This window comes from Maribellus mangrovi, assembly GCF_037646455.1.
GTDB lineage: Bacteria > Bacteroidota > Bacteroidia > Bacteroidales > Prolixibacteraceae > Draconibacterium > Draconibacterium mangrovi_A.
In genome coordinates, this window is record NZ_JBBIXN010000006.1 from 100,888 (window position 1) to 116,384 (window position 15,497).

A 15,497-nucleotide genomic window follows, 5' to 3' on the forward strand; every position below is an offset into this window, starting at 1 on the left:
TTCTGTAGATTATAATGTTACTAAAATTTTCTAAAATATGAAAACAACTTCGCTTGGAATCTTATTTAAATTAGTAATTCAACACTGAATTTTTTCATTGATATTAAAGTGTATAAATAAAGGCCGGAATTTAAAAGAAACGGAAGAATAATTATTCTTCCGTTTCTTTTAACCTGGTTAGTCATCTTTCTCACGATTCTCCAAACGGTACTCATCGCGTTCCTTACTTTCGCGTATCATATCTTCCTTATCATCCATTACGGGTGATTCCTCCAGTGTTTTCCAGTCGAAATTCTCATCAAACGGATCAAGTGCTTTTTGCGGATCAAAAATCCGTGAGTCGACTGCGACAGCACGGTAAGGTGTATAATCGGGATCAGAACTGAAGAAATCGGCAAGATCGTTTGCCCCGGCATCATACTGATTTAAATACGGCAGACCAAGGATATTCCAGAATGTTTTGAACAGGCTACCGAAACTGTAATGTACGTGGCTCACATAATCGCGTTTCACCCAGGGTGAGATCAACATCAGCACACTGCGGTGCGCATCTATATGATCCACGCCATTTTGTGCATCGTCTTCAGTGATCACGATCAACATATTTTTCCAGTAAGGCGTTTGCGAAAGGTATTCAACAATCCTACCCACAGCCAGGTCGTTATCGGCCATGTAACTTTCGCGGAAAGGATAACCGGCTTCAGGTCGATCACCTGCACCGTGATCATTCGGAAGAATCACAGTCATAAATGCAGGCATGGTATCCTTGTCGTTCATCCATTTCTCCTCAAACTCTTTTTTAAACTGATCGACACGGAACTGATCGGGTATCGCCATGTTATAAGTGGGATAATGTTTCGAAGTTCTATCCCAGATCGGTTGTGGTAAAGGATAATTGATATAGTGATGAATTCCTGCGTACTTGAACTCCTTCTCATAAAGTCCCGGCTCGAACATGATGCTGAAACCAAAGTTGTAAAAATCCACATCGTTACGTTCGAGGTGATCCCACATAGAACCGGCTTCGTTATAATCTTCCGGGTAAATGGCACCGGCCGTTCCATTCATGGCATAAATACCTGGCGCTTTTGAGTTGAATTTAAAACTTCGGTTTCCACCGTAACTGGCGGCAGTGCATGTTTCAGTCCACTCGTTCGGATAAGTATTTACCAACCAGCGATGACCGTCGGCACTCACATCCGAATCTACATAAAAATTATCCGACATGGCAAAATCCCGAGCGATCTTCAGGTGGTTTACCATTACATCAGCATTCTGAACTGAATCCGTTTTCTTCCAGTTATGAAAAGATACACCTTTCCCGTACCGGGCCAGTCCGGCTTCACCGTTTCCATTTTCAACCTGACCAAAAACCTCATCGTATGTACGGTTTTCCTTTGAAATAAATACAATGTGTTTTATCGGACTCTCCTTTTCTCCCGGATATAACGGAACCGGATTTTCCTTCCGTTTGGCAAATCGCGAATCTGAAGCTTTTTTAAAATTAAAATTATTGGCAATCACTTGAGCCGTCATGTTTTTTAGTTCTTCATTATTTGGAATATCTAGTACCTGAACTGTTCCTTTCATAAGCGATCCGATGTAACTTCCTTCATGGCCACGTTTAAAAGTGGAGCCTCCGTTTGGTCCGCTTCCAAATCCTTTGGCGTTAGAAACGATCAGTTTTTTTCCATCATTACTCACTTTTAGTTTTGCGGGAAACCATCCGGCAGGAATGTATCCCAACACTTCAAGTTTCTTCGCATCGACTACCCCTACAGCATTGATGCCGGAACAGGCCACAAAAAGTTTTTCCTGATCAGGTGAAAGCGCCAAACCAAAAGGAATTACGCCCCTAAACTGTTTGATTCTAGGATCAGGTTTAATGTATATGGTGTTGACCACGGTATCTTTTTCGATCGAGATCACTGAAATATTGTCGTTGGTTCCGTTGGTTACAAAAACAAAATCATCAGTAGCCACCAGCGAATTCGGACTGGCGCCTCCCACTGCCGGAATTCCTTCGACCAAATCGCCCACCAGATTTCCGGTTTTTGTCTTGGCAATCACTTCCGGTTTGTTCTGATCTTCAATATCGATTGTAAAAACCGAGAAAGCTTCCGGCGAGTTCATATCTCCCAGCCCGGGCACCGTTAAACTATCTTCGGTTACATAACCTTCCTTCATATCTTCACTTCCGTAGGCCGAGGTCGGGTATCTGCGTGCTTTTTCGCCGACATTTTCAGCTGTAATACCTTCGAGCATGCTGTACTGGAACATTCCAACGTTGGCCACATACACCTTTTTTTCATCGGGCGAAAGGCAAATACCAAAAGGATAGCGACCAACTGGGACATTGTGCTCCAGTTTGCCGCTTTCGGAATCGATGATCAGCATTCGAAATCCAATTTGATCAACAGCATACAGTTTTTTCCCGTCTTTAGACATTGTCAGATCTCCGATGTAACCATCAGAATAATCTTCTTCATCCGAAACAAAACTGCAATCTATACTTCCCGTCTTTTCGCCGGTTTCAAGGTCGAAAATATAAATGCAGTTTTCCTGCCCGCCGGCAACATACACCACGCTATTATCGTTGGAAACCGCAAGACCCATAAAGACCGAAGCCAAAACTCCTTTGTCGGTGGATGAACCGGGTGGAATCTGCTGAACTTCCGGATTATCGGAAAGAATATTCCGGATGATGGTGATCGACAGTGGATTAGTTCCAGAATTCGCTGTTATGGCTGTATTTCCATCTGGACTAAGTGTAAGCCCAAACGGATGTGGCGCCACCAAAATACTTTTACCTTCAGGTGTTAAAATCCGACCGTTGGGAATGATGGTTTCACCTTCGTTATCGATCTCTACATAACGATCGTCTGCAGGTGCATTTGCAATCCATGGATGGCCCTGTTTATCTTTTGAACAAGAAAAGAGAAGTACTGCAGAAAAAAGTAGTAAACAAAGATTTTTCATTTTCAGCTTGATTTATGCCGAATAAAAGTAATTAACTCAGCTGAACCGGTCTTTAACAAAAATCAATAAATCACTATTTGAGGTGGTTTATTCCACTTTTTCCAGAAAAACCCAGGTTTCATACGGAGCTGTTCCTTCAATTCCTTCCTGGTAAGTGGACATAATGTTATTCCATTCCATCATCCTAGGATTATTTTCCAGGGTAAGCGGATCCAACTCATCCAGAGTTTTATCAGCCGGAACTGAGATCACCAACAACAACTGTCTTCCATTTTTATAAACCAAAAGCTGCTGAAAATTGGCATTGCAAAAACCTTGAGCCACTTCCGGCCACTCATCAAATTGCGCGGCATGATAGTTCACATATTCTTGCTGAAGCGCGCTATCCTCAACCAGGTTAGCCGTCAGCAAGTAATTCTTCCAGGGTTTTGGTGCGGTAGTTGTATCAGGGCAACGACTGGCTTTGTCGAAAATGTACATGGGCGAATTGTAGCGTTTTATTTTAGCAGTTAAACCTGACTGTTTTATGGATGGCACTATCCCGGCAGTATCCGCTGCATTTCCAAACAGTACAACATGGTTTTTCCACTGGTAGCATTCCATGGGAGTCGCTTTCAGAAGATTCAGTAAGGCATTTTTTCCTACTTCATCTTTAAGGATAAATTCAATAGCAATACTGTTTGACTTTGACAGAACAATTTCTTCGTCCGTTTTTTTTTGATTTTTCTGACCACAGGCTGCAGTGATAAAAACGACAAGTAGAACAGGCAGGTATTTCATATTTTTCTTGATAATTAAATGTGTACAATTCTACTAATGAAACACATCTCTTTCTTTAAAATCCGCCGGATGGATATTGATTTTCTCCGGTTCTGATGCGGGGATAATATCCTTAAATTCATCTTCAATACCTGCATTTTCCATGATCTGTTGGGCTTCCTCTGAAAATTCATCTTCACGGAACGAATACGTTTCTTCAATGGTATTGTTGGTGCCATTGTCCATCAGCAGGTTGTTTTTCACGTAGTTTTCGCGGGCAACAATATCGTGGCATCTTTTGGTCCACAGGTGCAGCCACATCCATTTATAACTCGGATTTCCGATCACGTTTCGTGTGATGGTCAGGTAGGCCGATCCATCATCGGGATAAATACAACGTGGCCCGTTAAAAACATAGTTACCTTCCACTATGGTGCCGGGTTGCTCTCCTAACAGGTACAGAATTCCGCCATCGTCCAAAACCTGGTGCGTATCGCCGGCTTTGTTGTAACTGATGCTGTTGTTTTTAGCCAGTTTAGAAGCCGGAATACCTGAGTTCCCCCACCACCAGCCACAGACTATTGCACCGTATGGAGTGCCGGCAATATCGTTGTGTTCTATTTTGGTATTGGCAACAAAAAAGGAAGTAATGCCTTCCACCTGTCTAAAATCGAGGCTGACGTTACGAAGGTAATTGTTACTGACTGTATTATTCTCACAAAGGCCTTCAACACCTTTACCGTAAATGGCTCCATCGCCAATTTCGTAATGTTGCGGGTGACCAATACTTACGGCATTTCCCAACATATCGTGAAAATAGTTTCCTTCAATAAGACAATCTTTTACGTCATTCACCAGATTGATCGCAATGGCAGAACTGATGCCTTCAAAGCGGTTTCTGATAAATTGGATACTCTCTGCATTTTCAATTTGTACTGTACCTCGCGGAACATCGGTACTGTTGTATTTTGTGGGATGCCAGTTTCCTCCCGGAATGTATTTTACAGCCAGTCCTAAACTCTGAATCCCGGCAAATCCGTACGAATCAGCAACCTTCATAAGTGGCCAGTGATCGTTTGAAAAAGTAATGCCCTCAAAACGAATGTTTTCCGCTCTCTTCGCGTTCGACTCTCCTTTGACATGAATCAAACCTTCAGAGGTTGGGGCTATGATTTCTGCCTTTGCCATGTCTTCACCTTCGCTGTAATAAAATAGCGTTTTAGTTTTCCGATCGAAATAAAATTCACCCGGCGAATCGAGCAATTCTAATGCATTTCGAATCACGAAGCTTTTTTTATAGTTGATTTTCCCGGCCCAGGCCATTGTTGTAGCTATGGCTCCATAAGGTTGTTGCAATTTTACTACAGTTGTATCGCCAATCACTTCAATATCTCTGGCACACAATATTTTTTCAGTCCAGATATTGAATTGTACCAGCTCAATGTCTTCAGGATTGGAATAGGCTTTAATATCTTCAGAGCTAAATTTTATCCCATCGATGGCCGAACCGGCTCCAAATGCCCAGGGTTCATTTCCTTCAACAGTAAAACTACCCCAATCGCCTAAACCGTTAACAGGAATATCAGTACCCGCCATGCACTTTCTTTTGCCGTTGACAAAAAGCGTTCGAAGCTTAGTATCCCGATCAAGTGTTGCTTTGTAAAGATTTCCGTCAACCTGCTGCCAGTCCGATACTTTTACGCCACCATTTATTACAACCGTTGCATTCTCTTCAGCCATATAAACTGTTGGCGAATTATCAGTGCCTGAATCATCAGGTCCAAAGATTAGGGGCTCTTGCAAAAAATAATTACCTGCTTTAATTATTACCCGAATACCATCAATTGCGGTATCATTCCCTCTTAATTCCCTTGCTTTTATTTGCGCCTTTTGAAGTGTCTTTAAAGGCTTGGCTTTTGTACCGGGATTATTGTCGCTTCCGGTTGTCGACACCCAAATTTCAGTGGCATCGACCTGTAAAAACAGCATTATAAAAATTATAAAGATCAGGTACTTCATGGTTCTATTGGTTTTTATCCCGCTAAGACGCAATGATTTTAGCAACATTTCTTTGCGACTCTGCGTCTTTGCGTGAGTTTATTTTTTTTGAAAGATCGATTTTAAATATCGTGTGTTGGCTCCAAAATTCCCAACCACATCGCGCACATTGTTGGCATCGCGCGAACGTTCAATCACCAACCAGCCCGACCAGCCCATTTCGTCGAGTGTTTCTTTTACTTTATGCATATCGAGCCGAGTATTGTTCTCCAGCAAAACACCATCCGTGTCGGTACAGTGAATCTGGCAGATCCGATCCTTCCCTAATGTTTTCAACTCCTGATACAGATCTCTTCCGGCTTCCAGCGGATTCTGAAAATTGTAATATATTTTGATGGCCGGTGAGCCAATTTCTTCCAGTAATTCAATTTCACCTTTGGCATCGAGCGAAGTTTCAATACCGATTACCACACCGGCTGCTTCTGCTTTTTTACCTGCCATTTTTAAGCGCTCAACAATGGCTGTTCTGCGCTCAGGAAATTTGGTGAGATCACCTTCAACACCCAGTGGAAGGAAGGCAACTTTCACTCCTATCAGGTTCATGGTGTTGATGCAGTCATCGATCAATCGCTCAACACCATCGCGTGTTGGAAACGACTGTGAGTAAAAACCCGACATCGCCACCGACGAAAATTCAAGATCATATTCTTTTAACTTGTCCAGAAAGATCTTCCTTTCTATCGGATTTAGCATTTTATTGTCCCAGGTCGGTCGGATCCCCAATCCTCCCATATCGAGTTCAATTCCGTCGGCACCAATCTCAGCAGTGCGTTCAAAAACGCCCAGTTTCTGGCGTTTAAGGATCATCCAGTCGCAAACCGCAATTTTAAATTCACCTGATTTTGGTTTCCTCCCTGTTTCCTGATTGAATACCTGTACCAGTTCATCAAAACTTCGGATGGCGTTTTCAGGAAGCTTCTCTCCTTCCGTGCCAAATATTTTCATGTCATCAGCGGTTTCAACCTTAATGGCCGACTCATCAAGTTCGCCGTTTTTAGCAAATACTTTTGATTTATCCAAATTCAGTTGTTCAGCCATAAAATGATACATGGCTGTTCGTTTCGATGGACCGTAATCGTGATTCTCTTTTGGAAAATGTGCATTCTTAACGATGGCACCGTCATAAAATCCGTAAATACGTTTCAGAAACGGAAATTCCAGGTCAGGAACATTGGCCGTCCAGTCGCCGCCATCAGAAATGACCAACTGTGGCTTCGGTGCAAACATCCCGGCAAGTTCTACGTTATTGGTACCACCTCCGCAAAAATGAATCGGATTTCCACTTTCGCACGGACAGCCGCCATAATGAATCGCCGACATCATTACTGTTGGTACACTCACATCAATTCGATCGTCGATGGCTGACATCAGAATTGTATGGCTTCCACCGCCTGAACCTCCGGTAATTCCTACACGATCGGGATCAGCATAATCAAATGACAACAAATAATCAAGCATCCTGAAACTGTTCAGAGCCTGAATAGTATTGGCCATACTGGTCTGGTGCGATTCGTAACCTACCTGCAAGGCTGATTCTCCCCAGCCAAACAAATCGTAATTAACGGCCACGGCACCCATTCGCGCAAGGCCGGCACAACGCTTCTGAATTTGCTCGTTATATCTTCCATCCGGGAAATGACCATTCGGACAAAGTACAACAGGAATCTTTCCTTTTATTTTGGTAGGACGATAAATGGTACCCGCCACATAAAATCCGGGGAGTACTTCCAAACCGATGTTCTGCACCGAATATCCGTCCATTTTTCTTTCGTCTGAAAGAATTGGCTTAGAACCGGGCGACTCCGGCATTTTATCCAATCGAATGGCTTCCTCAATACATTCTTTTAGTTCATCGCGACGCGTTTCCCATTTACTTTTATTGCTGTAAAGCGAAGCCAGATAATCCAGCGTCTCTTTGGCATCGTCAACCGAACGTTGATGATAACGATAGCCCTGAATCTTGAATTTATTGGGGGCCCCGTCAGGAATAAAAATCAAATCGAAAGGTGCCAGAACATTGGTCAGTGTTTTTTCCACATCGGGGCGAAAATGCCAGTTGGCATAATCGAGCATCAATCCATCGATCGGATCTCCCGAAATGCGGAGTTTTACATCGTAGCGTTGTTCAATATCTTTCAGAACATCTGTTAACGGACGAGCATATTTAGTATCGGAAGTTTGCGCCAGAACCAATAAAGCAAACAGATTCAGCGTAAAAAGCAATATTGTTTTTCTAACAGCCATAACTTTTAATTTTCAGGCCACTTTTCATCGGTTATCGCTTGCGTTTTCAGTTTGGCAGGATCGATCACAACGTGTTTGATCCGCTCACGGCGCCAGGTGTAAACCACATGCACCATACCATCAGAAGCCTGAATAACCGCAGGATAAGAATACTGACTGATCTCAGAATCCTCCAACACAAGCGCGGCTTCCCAGTGTTTACCATCTTTAGAAACGGCTACATTCAAGGGTGTACGGTGTCCTTTACTCGCGCCAATTGGCGTTGCTACGTGGTTATATACCACCAGTTGCCGGCCATCCTGTAATGTCACGGCATCAGTTCCTGAGTTGTTGTTGGGTAATCCTGAAGGCTGCGTAAGCGACCAGCTTTTTCCATTATCGTCTGACCACGAAGTTACCAAAACACTGTTGCGGCTACGGCACAAAATCTGTAAACGTCCGTCCTCATGTTTCAAAATGCTGGGCTGAATAATATTATGGACTTTCGGATTATTGATCGCCTCGGTTTTCTCCCAGGTCTTTCCCCAGTCTTTGGTCATTTCAAAATGAACACGCCAACCGTCACCTTCCGTGCTGGTCGGGCAGATCAGTGTTCCGTCATCAAGCAAAACCGGTTTGTTTTTTACGGGTCCAATGTATCCTTCAGGCAATTTCTCAGGGTCCGACCATGTGTGGCCATTGTCGGAAGAACGCATCATCATTCCCCACCATGTGGATGGACTGGGGCCAACTTTATAGAATAACAGTAAATCGTCATCTGGAACCTGATACAAAACCGGATTCCAGGTCGGGTAACGCAGTGTATCATTTTGAACTCCGTTGGCCACTTCAACCGATGGTGTCCATTTCCCGTCTTCCAAATGGCTTACCCAGATCCCCACATTCGGATGTCTTTCATACTCTCCTCCAAACCAAGCGGCTACCATTCCTTCAGGCGTTTCGGCAATGGTTGATGCATGACACGATGGATAGGGCGCTTCAGTGTAGATAAACTCATCTACGATAATTCCCGTTTTCCATTTATTCTCACTGGTCACAGACTGACAAGCTGCCAATAAAACAAGACTGATCACTCCGACTATCAAATTTTTCATATCCATCACCTTTTAGTTATTCTTTTTCTCTTCCTGATTTCGCTTTACAAAATCCTTATAAAGTTGCCTCCAGTTGCGGCCATTGCTGTTCAAGTACTGCTCACATTTTGTTTTATAAATTTCAAAAATGGCTGAAATCTCCTTCATGTTCTTATAATCTACGGCTATTTCACGGGCTTCCTTGAGATAAGCCAGAATTTTAGCTTCCTCTTCTTCTGTAAGGTCGGGAACAATGGCATGATATCCTTTCATGGTGAACTGCACTTTGCCAATGGTATATTCATCCAGAATGGCTTCAACCTGTTCTTCGCTCAGATCAGCCCTCAATCCGTTCATCAGGTTTTCATGAATGGATTCCGGTTTAGCCGAATGTGAAATAATCATGCGATCCATTTCTGAAAGTTTTTCGCCCGTGCGAGGATTAATGCCTTCAGGAATTTCAGAAACCGGATGATCGTTGTGGTAATTTCGAACCGCCGTTAAATGCGTAGAAATAACTTTGACCAACCGTTGTTCTTTCTCCTGGTCATCCAGATTTAGCGATTCTACCCATTTAGTAGCTTTCTTTTCCTGATCGTTTAATTCCTGGGCTGACAGATTAAAAACAAAAAGAAAAGTAAAAATAAAGATGCTTAAGTATTTGATTACAGAATGATTCATGTACAATTTTGATTCGTGTTTAAACAATAGCAATAGATTTTCAAAAATTATAAATTACAAATCAGTCGGCCAATATTTTCAGTTTGTCCGACAAGTTTTCCATCTACCATGATTGACAGTCCTTTTCCCAGTTCGTATTTATCACCGGTTTTATCCCAAACGATCGTTAGTATTTTTCCGTGGTAAAGAATATTATCCAGGCAGAACCAATCCCATTTATCTTCAGGAATGAGCGGATTAACCTCAATTTTATCGTCACTCCGTGGTCGCAGACCAGCAAGTCCGGTAATCAGTAAATCATTAAATGTTGAATGGTTGTAATAACGGCTACGTTCCTGATCGCCTTTTAACCAGTAGCCTGTGGTTTCGTCGAGGTACTCGCCAATGTAGGGGCGACCGCGGTAGTACTGCGACTCCACGTAGGTTTCCAGCAGGTCGAAATACACTGAATCATTTACAATATTCTGATCGTAATTATTCAGCAGATTTGCCATTCCGGTAAGTGTTTGCGAGGTGGCAAAGGGCCAAACTGCCCCATCCCATTCACATTTACAACAACCATGTGTGCGAAATTCGGGGTGCCGGCGTTCGGCAGTTGTTAATCCAAACGGCGCTAAAAATCCTTCGGGATCAGCAATCTGCTCCCAGGCTGTTTCGTAACCTTTCTCAGGTAGGTTGAAATACCACGGAATGTATCCGATCGCCTCGCGAACATTGGCAAAACCACCCTCCTCTTTCACCGTTTCAAAAAAGTTACTTTCCGGGTTCCAAAGGTTTTCCTCCACAAGTTGCTTCATTGTATCGGCTTTGGCGGCATATAATTCTTCCCACTCCGAATTTCCGGCAAGTGCTGCCATTTTCGAAAGTGCCACTGCATTTCCGTACATATAACTGTTTATGGTTGGTCTGTCGTTTTTCACCCGTCGTCCACCAGAGATTTGCTCTTCCATGCCATCTTTTACATCCTCTTGCCAAAACATTCCCGTAGGTTTCCGTCGCTCCTCTTCCCACTTTCTGTAATCCACTTCCAGGTCGGGAAGCATGTCGAGAGCAAACACAGTATCGCCTGTTAACAAATAATAATTGTAAACAGCATCGGGTGTCCAGCTACTGAATTTGTGTAATTTATTCATCGGGCCGCCATCATTTCCGCGGTACCACACATTCAGATTTTCCTTCACATACTTCGGATTGTGCAGCCAGCGCGATTCATAGGTATGGTGTCCGATAGCACAGGCTATTAGGTTGTATTTATCGGAATACGACCGCTGCACCAAAAATTCGGTCATGGCCAGCCCCAATGGTGTCTCTTTAATGTGCTTACGGAGGGTCCACCATCGGTAGTAGAACATCTCTTCGAAATTATCCTGCGGACATTCAAACAGCGGAATATTCTTTTTCATCCATTCCCACGATTCCGAGTTTGGAATGAACTGAACGATGTTCTCATCTTCCATCCGGTTGAAATAATCCACGTAATGTTTGAAATCGCCGGTTTTTAAAATAGCCGCCGATTCTGCTTTTCGTGTATTCAGGCTTTTGATGTAAAAAGCTGCTTCCTCAACCGGTTTTCCTTTTTCGCTTTGTTCCACATCAAAATCCTGATCGGTTGGCGTGTCGGCATTAGGAAAACGTCGAACGTCACCCGTTCTGAAAACAATTTTATCGAGCTCGTGAACCGGTGCAAAAAACAAACGCCGAAGTACCTGCTCTCCGTTGAGGAAAACATTGTAGAAACGATCTTTGGTGGTTGCTTCAATCCTGATCGTGTATTCTTTCCCAGCTTCGTATTCCTGTAGATTATTAACACGGTATCCGGCCTTGTATTTCAGGTAACCGTCGTTATCAAAGATCAGTCGAATGGCCGCATTATTCTCAGCATCCTGTAACTCGATATCGAGTTTTCCAGTATTGTTCTGACCTGTTTTTATCGTAAATTCTACATCAGCTTTTTTAGTGGATGGAAACAAACGAGTGGCTTTGGCAAAGTCGAATTCATCTCTATCTTTTAGAGCAAGCCAACGATCGCCATCCTGCTGAACTATTTTAACAGGTGCCCAAAACGGACTGTAAATGTTCCAGCGATCCAGTTCGTTTCCCATTTCCATTTCAGAAAAAACGTCGTTTACCTGTTGTGCTTCACGGTCGAGAACAGGAACTTTGATCCGCGAAATCCACATGTCTTCTTTGTTCATGCTGTAGCTTACCCAGGCATTTCCGTCGGGCGGAGTTCCGTTTCCTTCCTGGATACCCCGAACATATTGCGGCCCGTACGATTTGTAGTTTCCGCCATATCGCATGGTGGTAATCTCGCCATTAACAAGCAATAACTTATCATATTCAAAACCGTCGTCGCTTAACGAAAGTGCCAGTGGCCAGCGAAATTCAGATGGGTTATAAACCGTTATGTATTTCCCGTCAGACATTTTTTGCCCCCAGATTTTTGCATTGGCATTTACGAAACCCGGTGCCCGCAGCGGAACCGTCCACGTTTTACCGTCGTCTTTACTTATTGCAGTAAGTGCATGTTTCCAGAGTCCCACTACTGTTCCGTCGGGAACGTGATAAAAGTTAAAGGCTTTGTACTGTTTCTGAATGGGAATGAGCGGATCATCGCGATCAGCTTCTTCCACCCACTGCTGCATTTGTAGCGGATCGGAAAGCAATTCGTCGCAGGCAGCAATAAAACCGTTATCAGAACTACTTTTATAGAAAGGAAAATCGGTATTGTCTTCATTCCAGCCGTGGTTGTACCGGATAAAATAAATCGGGCCAAACGTACCATCGTGGTAAATCTCGCGTACAACACGACCAATTCCATTACCGTCGTTAGGGCTGTCTTTTTCATTCAGCGAAATACCATAATAAGCCAGTGTCAGCAGGCGATCGTCGGAAGACACATAAAATCCCATCCGCTGGTGCATCACCGATATCAACTTTCGGGCTTTACCTTCCACACCCTCTTTTGTGGTTCCGTCGGGCACTTTATATTCCGGGAAAAGCGTTACTGGCTTTGTCCAGTTATATCCATCTTCCGATCGCAGCAGCATGGTTCTGCCGGGCGGAATGTGTTCTCCTACCGGATCGTTGAGGTAATGGTAGAAAAAGGTGTTGTTCCAGTAAGCCAGATTGGGGGCGTGATTGTAGGTCCAGCCCAAATCATCAGCCATTTCAGGCTGTTCGCGATTGGCTCGCATTACCTGAATGTTGTGCACGCCCAATGCCGGACTGAGCTGCCCGTGATGATAATCGATGTTCACCTGTTTTGTGCCCACATAATGGACAGTATCCTGCGAAAATCCCGGCCAAAAGGCTAATACCAAAACTAAAAGAATGCTATTTCTAATCCCTGTCATCATATCCTCTTACTTTTTCTCTTCCGATAGTTTGATCAGATTGTTCAAAACCTTTACATCCGCCATAAAAACTGTACCGTGCTTGTGTCCTTCGGGGAAACTTACCTGATCAGAAATGTCTTCGAAGGTTTTAAAATCCTTTGTCATTTGTGTTGAATAAGTCTTTTCGCGGTATGCATCGTAATAAATCAACCACTCATCCCCCAAATTCAATACAGTTGGTCCTTCGGTGAAATTATCAGTAAAAGGTTCCGAAATATTTTCCCACGGGCCAAGTGGAGTTTTTCCAAAAGCCACTTTCAGGTTTCGTTCGGGGCGTGTATTGTCTTTCAATACCAACACATAATCGTCCTTTCCCCGTTTCACAATCACACAATCGATCACACTAAATCCGGGATCGAGGTACAATTTTGTATCGGAAAAAATTTTGAAATCCTTTGTAGTTGTATAGTACATCCGGTGGTTATTGCGCTCTTCCTCAATGCCTTTTTCGAACTTAAATGGAATGGTTGATGCCCAAATGATGATGTACTCGTCTTTTTCATTGTCGTAGAAAAGTTCGGGCGCCCAAATATTTACGGTTGATGTATCGTAATCCATCACCGGAATAAATTCCTGCTCCGACCAGTTCACCAGGTCTTTTGAATTGGCATATCCAAATCCGAGATCGCCGCGCCACGAAGAAGTCCATACCATGTGAAAAGTTCCATCGGGGCCTTTTACCACTGAAGGATCGCGCATAACTTTTTGCTGCCCTACTTCGGGTGCCAGCCACGGACCACCGAGATCATTCCAGGTGTAACCATCGTAACTGTAGACCAGGAAAAGTCCTTTATCGGCCGGTTCGCGAAAGGTGCTAAACATGTAAACCTGCTTTTCGTTATTGCAGCCGAAAAGCAAAACAATAAACAACAGCGGAATTATATTTTTTAGTATTCTCATTATCCAATAGAATTTAGTACCAACACCCAATCGTTTCCATCGGCTACCTCCCCCGGAGGATCGAAAGCCTGTACACCTGTATTTTCAAAATCGCCAATGGTTGTTAACTCTCCGTTTCTTGGATTGAACCACCAGGCATTTACATTTTCGCCGGCAATTTTACCCATGGCTACATGAATTTCCCTTCCGTTGTACGTGTAAAGCATTGCATAATTTTTACCCCGGGTCGCTACCTGGTAATCGTATTTTTCACCCTGTCCTGATGCAATCAGCGACTGATCGGGAACACGCTCGAAAAACGGTTTCGAAAGCATCAGGGTTTTCAGGTACTGCATTTGACCGGCGCCCGGCATATCAATAGCCTCATCCCAATATTCTTTGGCACCGTATGCTGCACCTTCATCTTCGAGTCTATAAAACTGCATCACTGCACTGTTCCCATAGGTGTAGCCAAAAGCGCCTGCAAAAACCGACCAATAAGCGTAACGTCGCGCATCAGCATCGTTCCAAAAAGGTTGTAAAGTATCGTGCAGACCCTGCGGAATTCCTTCGTAAGAAGGTTCACCGTCGATCGTAGGTTTTAGTGGTTCCATGGCCAGATCGTGTTCCACATAGCGCCAGTTATCTTCACCAAAATTCCATTCAGTATCGTCCTGATCATAACGGCGATGTCCACTTTGGAACATATTGAAATCGAGCCAGTCCTCGTTATGAAACCATATTGAAGAGGTTGTACGACCACGCGGATGAAAGGTGATCAGCTGACGGTCACCAACAACAGCGTCTATTCCGGCTCCAAGGGCATTCCATGTTCTTGTGGAATCGCTGCCAAAAGTATCTCCTCCGTTTAGCCAGATAACATTGTCATTGTCCTTATATCTGTTGGCGATCCATTTGGCATAAACAGCTGCCTCTTCGGTAGAAACTCCGCCGTTTTTCACATTCGATCCCCAAACCGGAACCAATCCAACATACAGGCCTTTTTCTGCAGCCAGGTTAATAACATAATCAGCATGATCCCAAAAATCATATTGTTCCGGATCGTTAAAATCGCTGCCTTCTGTCACCAGCGGTTTGGCCACATTATTATCGATCAATGCTTTGTCGCCATAATAACTCTCGTATTCAAGCGAATGAAGTACCATGATCTGAATGACATTAAATCCTTTTTCAACTCTGTCCTGCAGATATTTATCAGCCTCCTCGCGGCTCAATTTGCCAAATAACAACCAGCCGGTATCTCCCAGCCAAAAGAAGGGATCTCCATCTTCTGTCATCAGGTAGCGGTTATTTTCTGAAACCTTCAGCAAAGGCAATTTTGTTGATTCATCAACCTGCTTTTTTTGAGGTTGTGAGCAAGCAAAAATTAGTAGTAATGCCAATATAAACAGACTTTGTTTCATGA

General features: G+C 43.6%; 9 protein-coding genes. All 9 read right to left on the reverse strand.

Going from position 1 to position 15,497, the window contains the following annotated elements:
- Positions 1-177: 177 nt before the first annotated feature.
- The 9 genes from WFY05_RS19650 to WFY05_RS19690 all read right to left on the reverse strand — a co-directional run bounded on the left by WFY05_RS19650 (position 178) and on the right by WFY05_RS19690 (position 15,495).
- Positions 178-2,979 (reverse strand): bifunctional YncE family protein/alkaline phosphatase family protein, encoded by a 2,802-nt coding sequence (locus WFY05_RS19650; protein ID WP_340114634.1) that lies wholly within the window; start codon positions 2,977-2,979, stop codon positions 178-180.
- Positions 2,980-3,066: 87 nt separating this feature from the next.
- A complete protein-coding gene (locus WFY05_RS19655; RefSeq protein ID WP_340114635.1) occupies positions 3,067-3,759 on the reverse strand; it encodes an L-rhamnose mutarotase in 693 nt (230 codons plus the stop codon).
- A gap of 33 nt (positions 3,760-3,792) precedes the next feature.
- Complete coding sequence (locus WFY05_RS19660; RefSeq protein WP_340114636.1) at positions 3,793-5,757, reverse strand: right-handed parallel beta-helix repeat-containing protein; 1,965 nt, start codon at positions 5,755-5,757, stop codon at positions 3,793-3,795.
- Positions 5,758-5,835: 78 nt separating this feature from the next.
- The gene (locus WFY05_RS19665) at positions 5,836-8,040 is read right to left on the reverse strand and encodes a TIM barrel protein (RefSeq protein ID WP_340114637.1); all 2,205 of its coding nucleotides are present in this window, start codon (positions 8,038-8,040) and stop codon (positions 5,836-5,838) included.
- A gap of 5 nt (positions 8,041-8,045) precedes the next feature.
- Positions 8,046-9,134, reverse strand: coding sequence for a sialidase family protein (locus WFY05_RS19670; RefSeq protein WP_340114638.1), 1,089 nt, complete (start codon positions 9,132-9,134; stop codon positions 8,046-8,048).
- 12 nt (positions 9,135-9,146) lie between these two features.
- Positions 9,147-9,794, reverse strand: coding sequence for a DUF3826 domain-containing protein (locus WFY05_RS19675; RefSeq protein ID WP_340114639.1), 648 nt, complete (start codon positions 9,792-9,794; stop codon positions 9,147-9,149).
- 47 nt (positions 9,795-9,841) lie between these two features.
- The gene (locus WFY05_RS19680; protein ID WP_340114640.1) at positions 9,842-13,153 is read right to left on the reverse strand and encodes an MGH1-like glycoside hydrolase domain-containing protein; all 3,312 of its coding nucleotides are present in this window, start codon (positions 13,151-13,153) and stop codon (positions 9,842-9,844) included.
- Between the two features lie 6 nt (positions 13,154-13,159).
- Positions 13,160-14,092: a glycoside hydrolase family 43 protein gene (locus tag WFY05_RS19685; protein ID WP_340114641.1), complete on the reverse strand. Its 933-nt coding sequence runs from the start codon at positions 14,090-14,092 to the stop codon at positions 13,160-13,162.
- Positions 14,092-15,495, reverse strand: a complete 1,404-nt coding sequence (locus WFY05_RS19690; RefSeq protein WP_340114642.1) for a glycoside hydrolase family 140 protein — start codon at positions 15,493-15,495, stop codon at positions 14,092-14,094. The genes WFY05_RS19685 and WFY05_RS19690 overlap by 1 nt, the downstream gene beginning before the upstream one ends.
- Positions 15,496-15,497 lie beyond the last annotated feature (2 nt).

What these genes read in the sequence shown, in the direction of transcription:
- WFY05_RS19650 (WP_340114634.1), bottom strand. Translation starts at nt 2,979, where the DNA reads ATGAAAAATCTTTGTTTACTACTTTTTTCTGCAGTACTTCTCTTTTCT.
- WFY05_RS19655 (WP_340114635.1), bottom strand. Translation starts at nt 3,759, where the DNA reads ATGAAATACCTGCCTGTTCTACTTGTCGTTTTTATCACTGCAGCCTGT.
- WFY05_RS19660 (WP_340114636.1), bottom strand. Translation starts at nt 5,757, where the DNA reads ATGAAGTACCTGATCTTTATAATTTTTATAATGCTGTTTTTACAGGTC.
- WFY05_RS19665 (WP_340114637.1), bottom strand. Translation starts at nt 8,040, where the DNA reads ATGGCTGTTAGAAAAACAATATTGCTTTTTACGCTGAATCTGTTTGCT.
- WFY05_RS19670 (WP_340114638.1), bottom strand. Translation starts at nt 9,134, where the DNA reads ATGAAAAATTTGATAGTCGGAGTGATCAGTCTTGTTTTATTGGCAGCT.
- WFY05_RS19675 (WP_340114639.1), bottom strand. Translation starts at nt 9,794, where the DNA reads ATGAATCATTCTGTAATCAAATACTTAAGCATCTTTATTTTTACTTTT.
- WFY05_RS19680 (WP_340114640.1), bottom strand. Translation starts at nt 13,153, where the DNA reads ATGATGACAGGGATTAGAAATAGCATTCTTTTAGTTTTGGTATTAGCC.
- WFY05_RS19685 (WP_340114641.1), bottom strand. Translation starts at nt 14,092, where the DNA reads ATGAGAATACTAAAAAATATAATTCCGCTGTTGTTTATTGTTTTGCTT.
- WFY05_RS19690 (WP_340114642.1), bottom strand. Translation starts at nt 15,495, where the DNA reads ATGAAACAAAGTCTGTTTATATTGGCATTACTACTAATTTTTGCTTGC.